Genomic DNA, 15,660 nt, shown 5'->3' on the forward strand with positions numbered 1-15,660 from the left:
AATAACGAGGTGCATAAATGAAATTTTTTCAAAAAATCCTGGGAACAAGTTTGGTTCTACTTGGGGTCCTAGTCTCTCAAAATTGTTTTTTGGATTCGATATCTGATTCGCTTTCCAAATCTTCGAATTCTTTACAAAGCCTTTCTAAAGGAGTAGTTTCCGTAGTATCTTCCGTTTCCTCTTCTTCTAAAGACGAGGAAGCAGAAAAAAAAGCATATAGAAGGGACGTGGAAAATTTAACTGCGATCTATTTGCAAACCGGATCCACTCGTTCTTCCGAGTTCATTTCGGATCTCTCAGAGCTCGCCTCCAAAAACGGAGTAGTGAATTGGAGAAGTTCCGAATCCACCTATATTTCCATAGGGAGAGGCCTAAAAAAAGCAGGAGTGGGTCAGGAAGGATTTAAAAGTTTTGCAAGTTCATTCACAAATTCAAAACCTCAAATCGCTAAAGCTTTAGAAGCCGGCTATCTCTCGCTTTAATTTGAGATCTTCCTACAAACGGCCTTTTTACTTAGGCCGTTTTTTTCTTCTTCTCCTCTTCCCCTTTTTCTCTCTTTTTCCCCATGGATCCTATCTGGATTTTATCTATGTGGATGCAAATACGGGACAATCCAGCGGTGGACATTCTGCAATCCGATTCGATGATACTGTAATTCATTTCCAATATTACCCGGATGAGATCTTTAGAGTAGTCCGGGAATCATACGAAAGATTTTCGTATTCTTATAATACGTATTCGAATAGGACCGGCAAGATCGCTCGTATCAAAATATCAGAAAAAAACTTGGACAAGATCCGGACCGGTTTTGAAAAACTCGCACTGATCCAATTCAAACATTTGAAAAATCTGGAATCGATCCGAAGAGATATTTCTTTTTTAAAAGAAACCAAAGATCCGAGTAAAAAAGTCCGGATCAAGAGTTTTGGATATTTTAAAAAAGGAGAAGGATCCAAACATACCCTTTCCTTAAGAAAGGAATTAGATTTTACCAATAAACCCGGATGGCTTGGTGAGCTCAGATCTAGGCTCAAAGAAGAAATGAGCCTCGCATTGGAAAAAGGAAAGTTCGATCTATTCTCGCATTCTCCGGAAATAGAAAACGGGCAATATCCTTTTTATAAGGAAGGAGTTTCATCTTGGTTTATTCCGAGACTAGAAAAATTGGCCGTGTTAGAAATTCTGGATTCTGGTTACGAATTGGATCCGGAAACCATCTTCCAATCCTCCGGAAATAAACTTTCGGAAGCTGAAAAAGATAAACTCCTTTCATTCAAAAACTCCCTTAAAAATTCCATTTTAGAACTTCTTAAAGAAGAAAACTCGGATTGGGGTCATAATACCTTAGTGGACCTAGCGAGATTTCTGGTTTTAGAAAAAAGTTTAGAAGATGGAGTTCCTTACTTTTTAATAACCTTTCCGGATTCGGTTTTGCAGATTTCCAAGACGACTTGGTCTGAGGACAAAAAAATTATACAATCCAGTTCTGAACTGCTTTTAGAAGCGGCTAAAACTTTCAGAGAAGAAAGATTGGCTCGGGAAAATTTAAGCGAAGAAAATTATATAAGCTGGGAAGATCTGGAAAACAGGGACTGGGAATTAAGGACCGGCTTAACCAGAGGGATCTCCATTAGAAATACTTTCGACAGACTTTCTCCGGACCTTTTGGGGGATTTTTTGTTTTCCTTCCCCACTCCGAATATCGACAAACATGAGGAATATCTAAAAAGATCGGAAAATGAAGAAGAAAAGTATTATGATAATTTAAAACGTTTTTATGATTTCAAGTTAATCACAAAAAACTGTACTTCCGAAATTTTCGATTCAATTAATCTCATTTTAGAAGAAAAAGAATACGCAGAAATTTTAGGAGAAAAGATCAATCCGCATACTTCTGCGAGTTTTATCCCATTCATCGCATACAATTCCGTTGTGTCCCGGTGGAAGGTAGAAAATGAAACTGTGGAATTATCCCACCGTAAATCGGAATTAGAAAAATTGTATAAATCCAATAAAGGATCCGAATGGAAAACTTATCTAAAAGAATCTAATGTTTTCAGTTCTAGTATCTATAAACCGAATCCGGAAGATCCTTCTTTCGTATTTTTTACGGACGATGTGATTTTACTCAGACCGATCTATGGGATCGTAAATTTAGGTTGGGGTTTGGGAAACTTCGCAGCAGGGATTTTTACAAGTCCATTCGATCGGGGGAAACGTGTAAAAGACGGATTACAGACTGCCTTCTTCTCATTACCCGAACTTATATTCTTCAATATTCGAAAAGGCAGCTTTCCGAGCGCAAAACCCAAACAACTCGAAGAAAAAAGATCAGAGTTTCAAGAGTAAATAGCTAGAATCGTCCCTGAATTCTCTAGTAGGTAGACTTACCTTACTATAAGTCCGAATCGCTTCTTCATATGCATTGATGCCCAGATTTTTTTTGCGAACCTCTTCTAACTCTGAGAACAAAGGACTAGAAAGACTATTCAAAAGCCCGTCGCTGTATAAGAACAGAACGTCTCCGGATTCGTAAGGGATCTCATGTGATTCGAATTCGAGAGAGTCCATGATCCCGAGTAACTGTCCGGATTTTTCATTTAGAAGTTTTTGCCCGTTGGCCTGATACAAGACCGGGAAAGGATGACCTCCCCTCGCATATGTGATCGTCTTTTTTTCTAAATTGATAATTGCAGCGGCCGCAGTGAGACTATGTGTTCCGATCTCTTGAGAAAGTTCCGAGTTCATCTTTTTCAGAACATGGGAAGGATCCTGATTTTCCTTGTATGCTTCTCTAGCGACACTTGTCATGAGCAATCCGATCAAACCGGAAGTGACTCCATGATCCTCTATGTCCCCAAGTAAAACTAAAACTTGATTTCCTAATTTGGATAAAACGTAAAAGTCCCCGCTTACAAAAGACGCAGGAGTATTTTCTACGACTACTTCCAAAGGAGAAACCACCGGAACGGATAGGATCTTTTTCTGGATCTTAGAAGCAAGCCTGAGATCTCGAAGTATATTTTCGTCTCTCGCTTCCTTCTCTTTTAATAAAGTATAATAATCCAGTGCTCTTTGAACTGCGATACGAACGGTTTGTAATGAGAAAGGTTTTAATAAAAAATCCGAAGCCTTATGCGTAAGAGAGGTCACCACATTATTAATATCTCTCTCTCCGGTCATCATAATGACCTGAGTCGCAGGATTTAGATTTTTAAAATACGGTAGGACGTCCAACCCGCTGGTTTTAGGCATATGGATGTCCAAGAATACGATCGGATTGGATTCTTTTTCGAAGTATTCCTTACCCTTTTCCACTGAATCGAAAAAAGTAGAATTGTAACCCAATTTGGAGAGAAGAATTTCCAGGGCCTCCCCCACATCCCGATCGTCGTCTATGATTAAAATTTCCGGCTTAATCGTAATTGATGTCATCTACTCGATCCTAGAAAATTCCCTGGTCTCGGAAATTCTGGCAACCATAGAATCATACTGTTCGTCAAACAAGGATTTTTCGAGGTACGGATTGATGGCGGAAACCATTTCTCCGTAACTCCAAGAGTATACTGTAGAGTCTTGTCGGTCCAAAATTTTTCCGGAATGGATAAGTCCGGACAAAGATCTTAAATTTTCTTTCTTAAAACAGCGGAGCAAGGCTCGAAATTCGCCTTCTTTTTCCGGAGATAAAAATCTGAAATTTTTATGAAATAAAACCGCGTCGTGAAAATATTCCGGAATATTAAACGCGCCCGCGGCTCCTATTTTTCCGGAAAGCAAACGAATGAAGGAAGTGATCTCATTCATAATATTTAGGCCAGGATATTCCTGGCCTTCGAATAATTTCTTTTTTTCTCCGAGTTTTCCCAAACGAACATTCTGGCTCAAGAGCCAATCGATATAGATCATCGGAAAAGATTCTCCGATCTTTTTGAACAAGAAGTCGGAAAATTTCAGACGCATATGCACCAAGATCTCGTTCTCTTCCGTTTTGATATAGATACGATTGTCTACTTCCGAAATTCCGTGGATTTCCAATTTTGTTTTTTGGAAACCTCTGAATTGTAACATCTCGAACATTCCGGATTGGGTTAGAAGTTCATGGACTTCCTTCGTGGAGAATCGATTGAATAAGGTGTCTTCGATCCCTAAATGAGTCTTAAATTCCCTATTTACGTCTATAAGACCTAGTGCTTCCGGGTCGATATAACTCTGCCCCGTACTGGATTTGTCTGAACCCGAAAATATACTCATGAATTTAGATTAAGCCGGCAAATGCCCGTATCGTATTAAAATGGATCCGAACCGTATCATGAAAATTTCTGGCGTATCCTCCGGCAGGCATGATCACCACAGGAACATCCAAAGAATCCGCGAACGATTTTACCATTTTATCTCTAGCCTTCAACCCGTCGAAAGTAAGCTTCAGATCTCCGAGAGAATCATCCTCAAAAGGATCCGCTCCTGCGAAATAATAGATCAGATCCGGTTTGAATTCTTTTTTGATCTTCTCCAAACCTTCTTCCAATTTCGCGAGATACGCCTTATCTCCGGTGCCGTTATCCAAGCCGATATCCAGATTGGACCTTTCTTTTTTAGGATATAATTCTTCCTGATGTACGGAAAAAGTCCAAACAGACTCTTCTCCCTGAAAAATTTTCGCGTTCCCATTCCCTTGATGAAGGTCTAGATCTATAAATAAAACTTTTTTATCCGGATATTTTTGGAGATAAAGTTTCGTCGCGATTGCGGCGTCGTTCAAATAACAGAATCCCTCCGCACGATCAGGCATGCTATGGTGGAATCCGCCTCCGATATGATATACATATTTATAATTTTCGGTCATTTCAGTAGCGAGAATGGTCCCGCCTACTCCCAAACAAAAACTCCTGACCATGGTTTGGTTAAGAGGAAGTTCGGAATACATAGTCCGATCCGTATATCTCAGATTCATAAAGTCTGAAATAAATTCAGGAGTGTGGACCAAGCTCAATTCCTCCTCTCCGACCGGAGCCGGTTGAAGGGCGGGCAAAGAAGAAAGTTTCGGATCTTCCTTGACTTGATTGTATATCATTGCGTATTTACGTGCTGGGAATACATGAGGACCGAGGTCCATATTGTATTCCGGATGATAAACTAGAGCGAGGCGTTCTAACTGTTGGCGCAATTGGGTGTGCCTTTTTTTTCCCAAGCTTACCCTTCCGTTTCGCCCCGTAAAGAACGAAATAGCATTCTTAAATACGTCCAAATTTTCGGAGGTTCCCATTCATGTTTAGCCCGGAAAAAAAAACCAAAATGGTCTGCACCATCGGTCCTTCTTCCTCAGATGAAAATACTATCACCGCACTTCTCCGAGCCGGAATGGATATCGCGAGAATGAATTTCTCCCACGGCACTCACGAAGTTCACAAAAAAGTTTTTGAGACACTTCGCAAATGTGAATCCGAATCCGGCGTTCCTCTTGGGATCATGGCGGATCTACAGGGACCGAAAATCAGAACCGGAAAACTCCGGGTTCCCCAAGTCGAATTAGAAAAGGGAAACAAGATCAGACTTTTACCCGATGCGGAATATTTAGGAGATTCCGAAGCGGTCGGTACTACCTACCCTGCCATGATAGAAGATCTTCGTTCGGGAGACAAACTATTAGTCGATGACGGTAAACTCGTACTAGAGGTTGAATCCAAATCAAGCAAAGAAGCCGTTTTAAAAGTTATAATCGGAGGAATTTTAAAAAGCAACAAAGGAATTAATTTGCCGGGAACTCCGATCTCGGCCCCTGCCCTCTCCGAAAAAGATCTATTGGACCTGAAGTTCGCACTCAATTTGGGAGTAGATTACGTCGCATTAAGTTTCGTAAGAAGAGCATCCGATCTGGAACTTGCAAGAGAAATGATGAGAGGGACCCAAACCGGACTCATCGCAAAAATAGAAAGGCCGGAAGCAATCCGTAATATAGACGAAATTTTAGAAGCAGCCGACGGGATCATGATCGCAAGAGGGGACCTGGGAGTAGAGGTGGAAACGGAAAGAGTTCCGGTTCTACAAAAAGAACTCATCTATAAAGCAAATCGTGCAGGTAAACCTGTGATCACTGCAACCCAGATGCTCGAGTCTATGGTTGATAATCCAAGGCCTACAAGAGCAGAAGCGAGCGACGTCGCAAATGCGGTAATGGACGGAACGGATGCGGTCATGTTATCCGGAGAATCTGCGAGCGGAAAATATCCTGTTGAATCCGCAGAGATGATGGCAAAGATCTTAAGGGAAACTGAAAACTTAGATCGTATTTATGAGATACATTGGAATTTAAAAAAATCAGAATTAGAAATAGAAAGAGCGGCCCTCGGTTCTGCGGCGAGAGAGATCGCGCATAGTATCAACGCAAAAGCGATCGTGAATTTTACTCGAAGCGGTTATTCCGCTCTTATCACTTCTGAAATGAGGCCAAAGGTCCCTATTCTTTCTTTTACTCCGTATTTGGCGACAGCAAGAAAGATGAAATTATATCGAGGTGTCCAACCTTATGTGATGCCTTTTATGGAAACTTTTTTCGATATGATCCGTTATATGGAAACAAAACTCCCTGAAGACGGAATGTTGACCGCTGGAGATATAGTGGTCATTCTTTCCGGCGCTCCGGGAGGAGAAGCTAAGTCGGTAGACTTTTTACAAATTTATAAGATTAGATAATTCTTTATTTCGAGTTCGGAGAAGAACTAGACGGAAAATTTACCTTTCCTTCTAAAATTTCAGTCAATACCGATTTTAATTCGGAATAGGAAGGCAATTCTGGATACGCTATGTTCGAAGTAGAATGTTTAGGATTCCCTTCTTCGATAGTATCCATTCCGATGATATACTTAAATCCGTGTTCTTTTAATACTACCGACGATTCGACATTTATATTTTTTACATGTTTACCATTTTTATCGAATACCGAAAAAACATAATAATAATATAGATCTCCGGTTTTAGTGAAACCTTCCTGAGCCACGATCATAAAGTCTTTGATCGGAAAAGAATCGAAACGAAAATATCTTAGGTTAGAAATACGAGGGTCTTTCGAAGAATTCTTGATCTGGATTAGGTTTTTCTTATATTTCTCGCCCTCCTCGATCTTGCCTTGTCTATATAAGTTTTCGATTAAATAACTTACGGTCGCGTAATTTTCCGGATCTAATTTATAGCAGATCTCGAAGTATTTTTGGGCTTTGATCAGATCTCCTTCATTAAAGTAAAGGCCTCCAAGACTATAATTTGCCCTTAGATCATCCGGATCGATCTCCAATGCTTTTAAAAAATAACTCTTCGCCTTGGAGGATTGTCTTTTTTCCGCATAGACTGCTCCGAGCATACTCATTGCTTTTTGCGCTTTTGGATCCAATTCCACACATTTTAAAAATTGTTTCTCCGCCTCGTCGATATTCCCTGAAAAGTATAAAGAGGCTCCGTAATAGTCGTAGTATTTCGAGACCTTAGAGTTGGATTTAATGGCTTTTTCGAAATAACTTAACGCCTTCTTGTCCTCTTCTAACCGGAAATAACTGAAACCGATCTTAAAAAGTAAAATATCATCTTCCGGCTTTTTCTTTTCGTATTCTAAAAGTATCTTTAAAGCGGATTTATAATCCTGATTTTCGATCAGTTGATCCGCTTTTTCGTATTCAGGTCTAGTTGTATCTTGGGAAAAAATTTCTCCCACCGATATACTTAAACAAAAGATAATAATTGCGATGATCTTGACCGAATAAGTTGCTCGAGCTCTGGAGAGAAATCGTTTCAAAGTATACCTGCCTATCCCATATATCGATTTTCTAAAATTTGCGGACAATTATAATAATTGAATTCCGGAATCCCCAAATTCTTTTAAGACCTCTTTAGAGATCCTGGCCCTTTGGTTCCGCTTTTCCTTGATATGAGTTAAATAACGAAGGGAAAATAATACTCCTCCCTCCTCTACATTCATATAAACGATCGGAGTAGTTTTTCCAAGTCGAACGAGATAATTTTTGGAAAGTTCTCTAACAGAATAATCTATTTTATGTTGGTCTATGATAGAGCCGTTTTTCAGTATCCCGTTCAGTAGTTTTTCTGCCGCTTCCCAATCCGCGCTATGAGGGACCTTGATCCGGAACTCGTCCCAAACAAATCCCATTTTTTCTTTTACCACATACACTTTATGAAGAATGATCGTATGATTCGGGAGATGTACTAAACGATTGGTAGACTGTTCCGATTTTGGATCAGGGCTCAGTTCCATCAATGTGAATCGATTGATCCCTATATTGACCACGTCCCCTTTGATCCCTTCTATCTCTATCCTGTCCCCTACTTCGAATCCGTTACTTCCATGGATCAAAAGCCAACCCACGTAATTTAAAGTGATATCTTTAAGAGAGATTACAATACCCGCTCCCGCAAGTCCCATAACTGTAGGAAGATAAGATAGACCGGAAAAGATCACCGGCAAAAGGGAAACTGCTCCTACAACTACGAAGAGGATCCGCGTCACTCTCCTTCGATTATATCTGACTGAATTATCCGCCGGAGGACTAATCCGATCGAAGATCAAAACGAAAGTTTTATATACGACCACCAAGGCCAAAATGAAATAAGCGACCAATACGAATTCTTCAGTAATAGTCCTTTCACCCTTATTCAAAAGATAAATTGGATTTATGAGTCGGAGTATTTCTTCCATGATCGAGAGGCCTACACTAGGCAATCGCTGGATGAAATCAAGGTGTTTTTAAGGAGAAGACAAAGAGTTTAAGGGTTCGCACGGAGAACACAGAGTTCACGGAGTTATCTATTACTTGATAGCGAATAGTCTTCCTAAGCGCAAACACCTCAGTGATCTCCGTGTTCTCCGTGCGAAAAATTCTATAAATCTTTTTTCTGTTTTTTAAAAGCTGAAGCGATCTCGTCCAATTCGATAGGGATATCCCAGATAGGATTTCCAGGTGACTGCAATAATACGAATCTTACGGAATTGCCTACGTTCTTTTTATCATGAAGAGTATGTTTTGCAACTTGGCCTGATTTACTTTTATCTTTATAAGGAAGATCATAAGCGTTTAGGATTTTTTTGAGATCTTCTATCCAAGCAGGATCCAATCCTTGTTTTTCAGTAGAAAGAATAATCGCAGTTAAAAGTCCGATCGCAACCGCCTCTCCATGAGAATACTTTCTATAATTCGTAAGTGATTCTATCGCATGAGCAGTAGTATGTCCGAGATTTAAAACTTTTCTAAGCCCTGTCTCTCTCTCATCTTGAGATACTATACTTGCCTTATATAAAATAGAACCTATGATCAATTCCAGAAGTTCGGAAGAAGTATGATCATATACGTTTTTATCGTTCGAGCGAACCTTCTCCAGATATTCTCCGCCGGATAAGAGACCATGTTTTACGATCTCTGCCATTCCACATCTCCACTCTCTTTTTGGAAGAGTAGAAAGAGCGATTAAAGGTAAATAAACGAATTCAGGTTGGTAGAAGGAACCGATCATATTTTTTCCTAGATCGGCATTCACAGCAACCTTTCCTCCTACGGAAGAATCCACGGAAGCAAGTAAGGTTGTAGGAATTTGAGCGAAACGAACTCCTCTTTGGAAAGTAGAAGCGATAAAGCCTGCATAATCGCCTACGACTCCTCCACCCAAAGCGAGGATCAAACTTTTACGATCCGCTCCAAGTTCGATGAGGCGATTATAAGTTTCTGCAGTTTGAGTGATATGTTTGTTCTTCTCTCCGCCCTTGATATAGATCTCATGATAAGGAATTCCAAGACTCGCGATCTCGGTCTCGTAAAACTTAGAAAATAATCCGGAAAGTTTTCTTTCTGTTAAGATGAAGATCGAAGAAACAGGATAAAAACGTTTTATAGTTTCTCCCAAACCTCTGAAGTCTGAGTGGATCTGTACTTTATACTCTTTGGAAAACGCTCTGATCTGTACTTCCCGTAAAGGATTCATTTATCGTATACCCACTGGCTTCGTATAAAAGGTGAAGGTTTATATTTTCCGGAAGAAAGATAATCCTTAATATCCGGCCTTATATCCATTTCTAAAACCGCACCCAAAGGAAAATAGCCGAATCCTGTGATCGCCTTCTCTTTTAAGTTCACTTCCGGGTCCTGTTTTTTGACGGTCGTCAAAAATACCAATTGTAGAAGATGCCGATTCCCCTTCGGATCAATAGACTCATTCAGAAAAAGAAAATTCGCACTCGTAACTTCCAAAGAAAGTTCTTCTTTAAGTTCCCTTTTAAGAGCGTGCTCGGCATTTTCTCCGAATTCTATCCCGCCGCCAGGAAGAAGCCAATAATAGGAATCCTTCTTTTTCTGCTGTAAAAGTAGGATCTCACCCTTACGGTTCCGAATAAGAGCCGCGACCCGGACCCTTAACCCCTTTTTTTTAAAGAAGAATTCCATTAGATATTGTTAAACCTTTATCTTTAAGACTTTCAGAAGTTGTTTAGCGGCGTCTTGTTCCGCAAATTTTTTGTTTTTGCCCTTCCCTTCCGCAGTATATTTATCCCGGATCGAAACGCTTACATAGAAGGTTTTTTCATGATCCGGGCCAGTTTCTTTTAACAATCTATATGTAGGGAGAAGTTTGAATTTTTTCTGGCAAATTTCCTGAAGAGTGGACTTATAATCCGTCGCCTCTTTTATCTTATCGGAAGTTTTTATGTAATCTATGAGGTGCTTGAGTATAAACTTCTCAGCAGCTTCCATTCCTTGGTCCAGATAAATTGCACCTACGAGTGATTCGAAAAGATTCGCGCCCAGTTTTTTCTGAGCTCCTCCCTGACCTTCTCCTTTTCCAAGAAGAACAAAAGGTGATAATCCTAGTTTTTCACTCAGGCCATTCAACACCGCAGTAGAAACCAAGGTTGCTTTTTGTCTGGAAAGTTCTCCCTCGCTTGCGGATGGATTTGTTCTATATAAATATTTTGCGACCACGAGACCTAAAACGGAATCACCTAAAAATTCCAATCTTTCGTTGTCTTCTTTATATTCCGGATTTTCGTTCCGAAATGAGCTATGGATGAATGCGGTTTCTAGATAAGAAGTTTTGTTAAACTTAAGACCGAGCTCGGACGCAAGAGAGTATAGATCTCTTGTTTTAGATCCTGACTTGCTTTGGTTCTGATTGTGTTTTTTTTTTATCAAAGGATTTTGATAAAAGGGAAGGAAAGACTTCCGAGTTCCCGTAAGAACCCGGAGGTCTAGTCAATTAGGACTTTAGAGTGTCGATGAACTTAATTACGTCTCCGACGGTTTGGATCTTTTCAGCATCCTCATCGGAAATTTCAACGCCAAACTCTTCTTCAAGAGCCATAACGAGTTCAACTGTGTCAAGAGAGTCTGCACCAAGGTCATCAATGAAGTGTGCTTCAGGAGTCACTTCTGACTCATCCACTCCAAGTTGCTCAACGATAATAGACTTAATCTTTTCGAAATCTGCCATTTGTTTCCTCCGTACCACCGGAGTGGTATGTAAGTTTTAGTTAGGTTTAGAATTGGGGATGAATTCATCCACCGATTTTTAAACATTTTTATCTCAAAAGTTTTGGCAAGCCTTAACGGATTGGAAACGGGAAAAAAACAGAATATTTCTATGACCTTCTTTTTAAGTTTTTTTCGGAAAGAAGTCGTTCTATAAATTCTGATTTTGTTCGACGCAACAAATCGAAAATCGGATCCCAGTCCCCATATTCAAATAATCAAAAAGTCACATTTCTAATATTCAGGTTGTAAGTTGATCATGAACAAGAGTTCGCACGTTTTAATTATGCTTCCAAATCCGCGTTTCTATCGATTTTATGAGACTTGGAAATTGGTTTTGTTCTCTGAAGTATAAAACCACAACCTTTCTATCGATTATCTATTCCTAAGAGAGGAAGTTATCCTTTGTTCGAACGCCGTTCGGATCATTGGATTAGATGGATTCTATGTTCAAATATTTTCGCAAGTACGGATATTCGTTCCGAAAATTCGAATGATTGGTTCCTCCAAAAAACAAAAAGCCCGGATAATTCCGGGCTTTTTCTAATTCGTTTCGGATCGAAAAGATTAGGCTTGGACTCCCGGTAGGAATCCTCCTCCGTTTACTTCGATCACTTGTCCCGTAATAAAAGAGGATATGTCGGAAGCGAGGAAGGCGATTGTATTCGCGATATCATCAGGTTGTCCTGCTCTTTTTAATGGGATCGCAGCAACCATAGCGGTACGGATCTTTTCTGGGATCGCGTCAGTCATTTCAGTTGCGATAAATCCCGGAGCGATCGCGTTGCAACGGATCTTACGTCCCGCCATTTCCAAAGCGACTGCTTTAGTCAAACCGATCACACCAGCTTTAGAAGCGGAGTAGTTGGTTTGTCCGATATTTCCGTTCACTCCTGCGATGGAGGAAAGGTTGATGATGGATCCACCGTTCGGATTTTTTGCCATAAATTTTATAGCAGACTGGATACAATTGAAAGTACCAGTCAGGTTTACTGCGATCACAGCATCCCATTGCTCTTGTTTCATTCTGAGCATTAAAGTATCTTTTGTAATACCTGCGTTATTCACTAAAATTTCGATTGAACCGAAATTATCTACTACTGCTTGGATACCTGCTTGAGCAGATTCAGCATTTGCTACGTTTACGGAGACTCCGATTGCTTTTACGCCAGTCGCTTTTGCGATTTCTGCCGCAGTAGCCTTACTTGCCTCTTCGTTTAAGTCGGCGATGACAACGTTTGCTCCTGCTTGCGCTAATTTAAGTGCGGTTGCTTTACCGATTCCACGGGCAGCCCCGGTTATAATGGCGTTTTTGCCTTTCAAATCGATCATTGGTTTGTTCCTTACCAGATTCTGCGGTTAGCGTATTTTCGCGTCCTATGGGGTCAAGTGATTCTGAGTGTAGCGTTCATCTGGGAAGACTGGAAATAGTTTCGCACAGAGATCACGGAGATAAGAACCAATAAAACCCTCTGTGGTCTCAGTGTGAAATGAATCTTATTATTGGATTAGAACTTAGCTTTTTCGATATCTTCTTTGATATGGCGGTTCACATCCCTTTCGGCACATTCCACCACGACTCGGATCGCATTTCGGACAGCATGCGCGTTAGAAGAACCATGCCCGATGAGACAGGTCCCATCCACTCCTAAAAGAAGTGCGCCGCCGTATTCAGCATAATCCAATCGTTTCTTGATCGCTGTAAAAGTAGGTTTCAGAAGAAGAGCACCTGTTTGAGCAAGACTGGACTGTGCTATACTTTCTCTCAGAACACTGAAGATAGATTTTGAAAGCCCTTCTGTCGCCTTAAGAACTATGTTCCCGACAAAACCGTCGCAGACAACAACGTCCACATCCCTTCCGCCTCCGTACAGATCCCGGCCTTCCACATTTCCGACAAAGTCGATAGGCAACTTTCGAATATAGTCGAAGGCCTTTAAGGTAACCGAATTTCCCTTTTTATCCTCTTCTCCATTGGAAAGGATCCCAACCTTAGGTTTAGAGATATTGAATATAAATCTGGAGTAAATTTCTCCCATGATCGCGAATTGAGCCAAGTATTCAGGCTTACAATCCACGTTTGCTCCCGCATCCAATAATAATGTAGGAGCTCCTTTCTCTCTTGGGATCGGAGCTGCAATCGGAGGTCTTAGAACACCTGGAATTCTCCCCAGATACAATAATGACGCCGCCATAGTAGCGCCTGTATTTCCGGGAGAGAACATTCCAACACAGGTCTTATCCGCGACCAATTGAGCCGCTTGAACTACCGAAGAATCTTCCATTGCACGAACCGCAATAGAAGGAGAATCATTCATGCCAATAATTTCGCTAGCGTGAACGATCCGGATCTTGTTTGTATCGTATTCGTATTTGAGGAGGATCTCGCTGATATCTTCTTCTTTACCAACGAGAATGACATTTCTGCCGTCTAGATTGACCGCGTTAACAGCGCCTTCTACGATCCTGTCAGGACCGTAGTCGCCGCTCATTGCATCGACGGCGACCCACATATTGATTAATTCTCTTCGCTAGCTTTCCTAACTTTCGGTTCTACCACAACACGGTCTTTGTAAAAACCGCAAACTGGGCAGATTCTATGAGGAGGTCTGAATGAATTACAGTTCGGGCAAGGAACTAGATTCGGTTTGCCGATCGCGTGATGGGCCCGTTTCATCCTCACTTTTGATTTAGATTTTCGTCTCTTAGGAACTGCCATTGTTTTTCTCTATAGATAATGTCGATTTACGACTATGTTTTTTTTAAAGGCGGATTTCACAACTGTTTTTCATAAACTGGCAAACGAACTGAGGAATTCCCCGGTTTCAGCCCGTTTTGTATAAAGGGAAGACCGATTGAATACCAACCTTGCGGTGGATTCCATAATAACTTCAATTTCTTCCAGATTATTCGCCTTTAAGGTCCCGCCTGTAGAAACCAGATCAACGATACAATCGGAAAGTCCTACCAAAGGAGCGAGTTCAATACTTCCGTAAAGTTTGATTACCTCGCAATTGATCCCCTTCTTCAGGAAAAATTCCTTAGCAATATTCGGATATTTTGTCGCTACACGGACCTTTCTTTCCCCGGAACTCAGGCTCCAGCCTTTTGGGGCAGCTACGGATAATCTACATTTTCCGATCTTTAGGTCCAAAGGAAGAAGAAGATCATATCCACCTTCCAATAATACGTCCCATCCCACGATCCCTGCATCCGCAGAATTTTGCTCCACGTAAGTCGCAACATCTTGGGAACGAACAAGAAGGATACGGATCTTTCCTTTTTGGTCTTTAAATATAAGTTCTTTGGAATCCGGATCAGGACGGCCGCTCAGCCATCCTCTTTGGAGCATAAGCTCTATGCTCTCCTCTGCAAGCCGTCCTTTCGGAAGGGCTATGGTAAGCATTAGTTCGCCTGGCTACTTTTTAACAGAAGATATGCAGCAAGTTCACGAACCGCTTTAAAGTCTTCCGATGGAGAAGGGATTTCTTGGTCTAAAACCTTCTTTAATAGCTCGATCGCTTCTTCTTTTTTACCGTTTGCGAGTTTTAAACGCCCAGCTTGATAAAGGCTCCAAGCGTAAAACCCAGCAACATTTTTGCGGTTACTTAAAAGAGAAACGGAAACCGCGTAATCGGATTCTGCTTCCGCGAGTTGGTTTCCACTCTCTCTATAGTTCCCTGCGATATAAAAATAGTATGCCTTCACTTCCGGAAGCTCGTCTATTTTTTTACCCGCAAATTCTAACTTCTCTGCCGCTTTTGTATAGTCCCCATTCTTCGCGTAAAGATCACCAAGAGTTTTTGCAAGTCTGATCTCTAAAGAAGAAGAGTTGTAAGAGGATAGGATACTTTCGTATTTTTTGATCTTATCGTTGATATCTGTCATTGGAGAAAGAGAAAGTTCTTTCTCCAATTTTTCGATAGCAAGAGTACCTTTGCGAAATTGTTCAGCTCTATATTCGTTCCAGCTAACGACCGCTACTACGGTAAGGAATAAAACTCCAATTCCAAAAAGGACCTGCTTTTTATTCTCTCCGATCTTGGAGAAGAAGATCGCAAAAATCCTTTCTGCTCCGGATAAGCCTGCGTAAGGATCGATATCCTGAATAGAGGCTCCAGTTTTAGGTTCGAATCGTTTCATT

The 15,660-nt window shown here is 40.9% G+C and carries 17 protein-coding genes; 3 read left to right on the forward strand and 14 right to left on the reverse strand.

The genetic code is table 11. The annotated features are described in order from the left end of the window. Window positions 1–17: 17 nt before the first annotated feature. Together EHQ64_RS01440 and EHQ64_RS01445 are read left to right on the forward strand one after the other, a co-directional pair. Entirely contained in the window at window positions 18–482 is a 465-nt protein-coding gene (locus EHQ64_RS01440; RefSeq protein ID WP_135647735.1) for a putative lipoprotein, read from the forward strand. A gap of 109 nt (window positions 483–591) precedes the next feature. Continuing rightward, a complete protein-coding gene (locus EHQ64_RS01445) occupies window positions 592–2,349 on the forward strand; it encodes a hypothetical protein (RefSeq protein WP_246048503.1) in 1,758 nt (585 codons plus the stop codon). Here the strand turns inward: EHQ64_RS01445 and EHQ64_RS01450 are convergent. Genes EHQ64_RS01450 through EHQ64_RS01460 form a run of 3 tightly spaced genes read right to left on the reverse strand, consistent with a single transcriptional unit; the run spans window position 2,332 to window position 5,164 of the window. Further along, complete coding sequence (locus tag EHQ64_RS01450; protein WP_135647737.1) at window positions 2,332–3,435, reverse strand: SpoIIE family protein phosphatase; 1,104 nt, start codon at window positions 3,433–3,435, stop codon at window positions 2,332–2,334. The two genes, EHQ64_RS01445 and EHQ64_RS01450, sit on opposite strands and share 18 nt — an antisense overlap. Further along, a complete protein-coding gene (locus EHQ64_RS01455) occupies window positions 3,436–4,251 on the reverse strand; it encodes a hypothetical protein (protein WP_135647738.1) in 816 nt (271 codons plus the stop codon). Window positions 4,252–4,255: 4 nt separating this feature from the next. Next, window positions 4,256–5,164: a histone deacetylase family protein gene (locus EHQ64_RS01460; RefSeq protein ID WP_210410800.1), complete on the reverse strand. Its 909-nt coding sequence runs from the start codon at window positions 5,162–5,164 to the stop codon at window positions 4,256–4,258. A gap of 101 nt (window positions 5,165–5,265) precedes the next feature. Between EHQ64_RS01460 and pyk the strand changes: the two genes are divergently transcribed. After that, the gene (gene pyk, locus EHQ64_RS01465; protein ID WP_135647740.1) at window positions 5,266–6,690 is read left to right on the forward strand and encodes a pyruvate kinase; all 1,425 of its coding nucleotides are present in this window, start codon (window positions 5,266–5,268) and stop codon (window positions 6,688–6,690) included. A gap of 4 nt (window positions 6,691–6,694) precedes the next feature. On the opposite strand, the gene EHQ64_RS01470 is transcribed toward pyk, so the two are convergent. From EHQ64_RS01470 to EHQ64_RS01520, 11 genes are all read right to left on the reverse strand, one after another. Continuing rightward, a complete protein-coding gene (locus EHQ64_RS01470; RefSeq protein ID WP_167882333.1) occupies window positions 6,695–7,783 on the reverse strand; it encodes a tetratricopeptide repeat protein in 1,089 nt (362 codons plus the stop codon). Window positions 7,784–7,831: 48 nt separating this feature from the next. After that, window positions 7,832–8,701: a mechanosensitive ion channel family protein gene (locus EHQ64_RS01475; RefSeq protein WP_135647742.1), complete on the reverse strand. Its 870-nt coding sequence runs from the start codon at window positions 8,699–8,701 to the stop codon at window positions 7,832–7,834. A gap of 182 nt (window positions 8,702–8,883) precedes the next feature. After that, window positions 8,884–9,978 (reverse strand): 3-dehydroquinate synthase, encoded by a 1,095-nt coding sequence (gene aroB / locus EHQ64_RS01480; RefSeq protein WP_135647743.1) that lies wholly within the window; start codon window positions 9,976–9,978, stop codon window positions 8,884–8,886. Beyond that, the gene (locus EHQ64_RS01485) at window positions 9,975–10,436 is read right to left on the reverse strand and encodes an NUDIX domain-containing protein (RefSeq protein ID WP_135647744.1); all 462 of its coding nucleotides are present in this window, start codon (window positions 10,434–10,436) and stop codon (window positions 9,975–9,977) included. The genes aroB and EHQ64_RS01485 overlap by 4 nt, the downstream gene beginning before the upstream one ends. Window positions 10,437–10,445: 9 nt before the next feature. Then, window positions 10,446–11,180 (reverse strand): ribonuclease III, encoded by a 735-nt coding sequence (gene rnc / locus EHQ64_RS01490; protein WP_135647745.1) that lies wholly within the window; start codon window positions 11,178–11,180, stop codon window positions 10,446–10,448. 64 nt (window positions 11,181–11,244) lie between these two features. Then, window positions 11,245–11,478, reverse strand: a complete 234-nt coding sequence (gene acpP / locus EHQ64_RS01495; RefSeq protein WP_008594933.1) for an acyl carrier protein — start codon at window positions 11,476–11,478, stop codon at window positions 11,245–11,247. A gap of 605 nt (window positions 11,479–12,083) precedes the next feature. Continuing rightward, window positions 12,084–12,848, reverse strand: coding sequence for a 3-oxoacyl-ACP reductase FabG (gene fabG / locus EHQ64_RS01500; protein WP_135647746.1), 765 nt, complete (start codon window positions 12,846–12,848; stop codon window positions 12,084–12,086). A 176-nt stretch (window positions 12,849–13,024) separates the two neighbouring features. Further along, window positions 13,025–14,029, reverse strand: a complete 1,005-nt coding sequence (gene plsX, locus EHQ64_RS01505; protein WP_135647747.1) for a phosphate acyltransferase PlsX — start codon at window positions 14,027–14,029, stop codon at window positions 13,025–13,027. A gap of 5 nt (window positions 14,030–14,034) precedes the next feature. Beyond that, complete coding sequence (gene rpmF / locus EHQ64_RS01510) at window positions 14,035–14,235, reverse strand: 50S ribosomal protein L32 (protein WP_135647748.1); 201 nt, start codon at window positions 14,233–14,235, stop codon at window positions 14,035–14,037. A gap of 69 nt (window positions 14,236–14,304) precedes the next feature. Beyond that, window positions 14,305–14,922, reverse strand: coding sequence for an ATP phosphoribosyltransferase (gene hisG / locus EHQ64_RS01515; RefSeq protein WP_135647749.1), 618 nt, complete (start codon window positions 14,920–14,922; stop codon window positions 14,305–14,307). Further along, window positions 14,922–15,659 carry a tetratricopeptide repeat protein gene (locus EHQ64_RS01520; protein WP_135647750.1) on the reverse strand — a complete coding sequence of 246 codons (738 nt, stop codon included), beginning with the start codon at window positions 15,657–15,659 and terminating at the stop codon, window positions 14,922–14,924. Before EHQ64_RS01520 ends, hisG begins: the two co-directional genes overlap by 1 nt. Window position 15,660 lies beyond the last annotated feature (1 nt).

The organism is Leptospira sarikeiensis (assembly GCF_004769615.1).
Taxonomy (GTDB): domain Bacteria; phylum Spirochaetota; class Leptospiria; order Leptospirales; family Leptospiraceae; genus Leptospira_B; species Leptospira_B sarikeiensis.

Bases quoted from the DNA above. Each gene is read 5' to 3' on its own strand.
- EHQ64_RS01440 (WP_135647735.1), top strand. From the start codon at position 18: ATGAAATTTTTTCAAAAAATCCTGGGAACAAGTTTGGTTCTACTTGGG.
- EHQ64_RS01450 (WP_135647737.1), bottom strand. From the start codon at position 3,435: ATGACATCAATTACGATTAAGCCGGAAATTTTAATCATAGACGACGAT.
- EHQ64_RS01455 (WP_135647738.1), bottom strand. From the start codon at position 4,251: ATGAGTATATTTTCGGGTTCAGACAAATCCAGTACGGGGCAGAGTTAT.
- pyk (WP_135647740.1), top strand. From the start codon at position 5,266: ATGTTTAGCCCGGAAAAAAAAACCAAAATGGTCTGCACCATCGGTCCT.
- EHQ64_RS01475 (WP_135647742.1), bottom strand. From the start codon at position 8,701: ATGGAAGAAATACTCCGACTCATAAATCCAATTTATCTTTTGAATAAG.
- aroB (WP_135647743.1), bottom strand. From the start codon at position 9,978: ATGAATCCTTTACGGGAAGTACAGATCAGAGCGTTTTCCAAAGAGTAT.
- EHQ64_RS01485 (WP_135647744.1), bottom strand. From the start codon at position 10,436: ATGGAATTCTTCTTTAAAAAAAAGGGGTTAAGGGTCCGGGTCGCGGCT.
- acpP (WP_008594933.1), bottom strand. From the start codon at position 11,478: ATGGCAGATTTCGAAAAGATTAAGTCTATTATCGTTGAGCAACTTGGA.
- fabG (WP_135647746.1), bottom strand. From the start codon at position 12,848: ATGATCGATTTGAAAGGCAAAAACGCCATTATAACCGGGGCTGCCCGT.
- plsX (WP_135647747.1), bottom strand. From the start codon at position 14,029: ATGTGGGTCGCCGTCGATGCAATGAGCGGCGACTACGGTCCTGACAGG.
- rpmF (WP_135647748.1), bottom strand. From the start codon at position 14,235: ATGGCAGTTCCTAAGAGACGAAAATCTAAATCAAAAGTGAGGATGAAA.
- hisG (WP_135647749.1), bottom strand. From the start codon at position 14,922: ATGCTTACCATAGCCCTTCCGAAAGGACGGCTTGCAGAGGAGAGCATA.
- EHQ64_RS01520 (WP_135647750.1), bottom strand. From the start codon at position 15,659: ATGAAACGATTCGAACCTAAAACTGGAGCCTCTATTCAGGATATCGAT.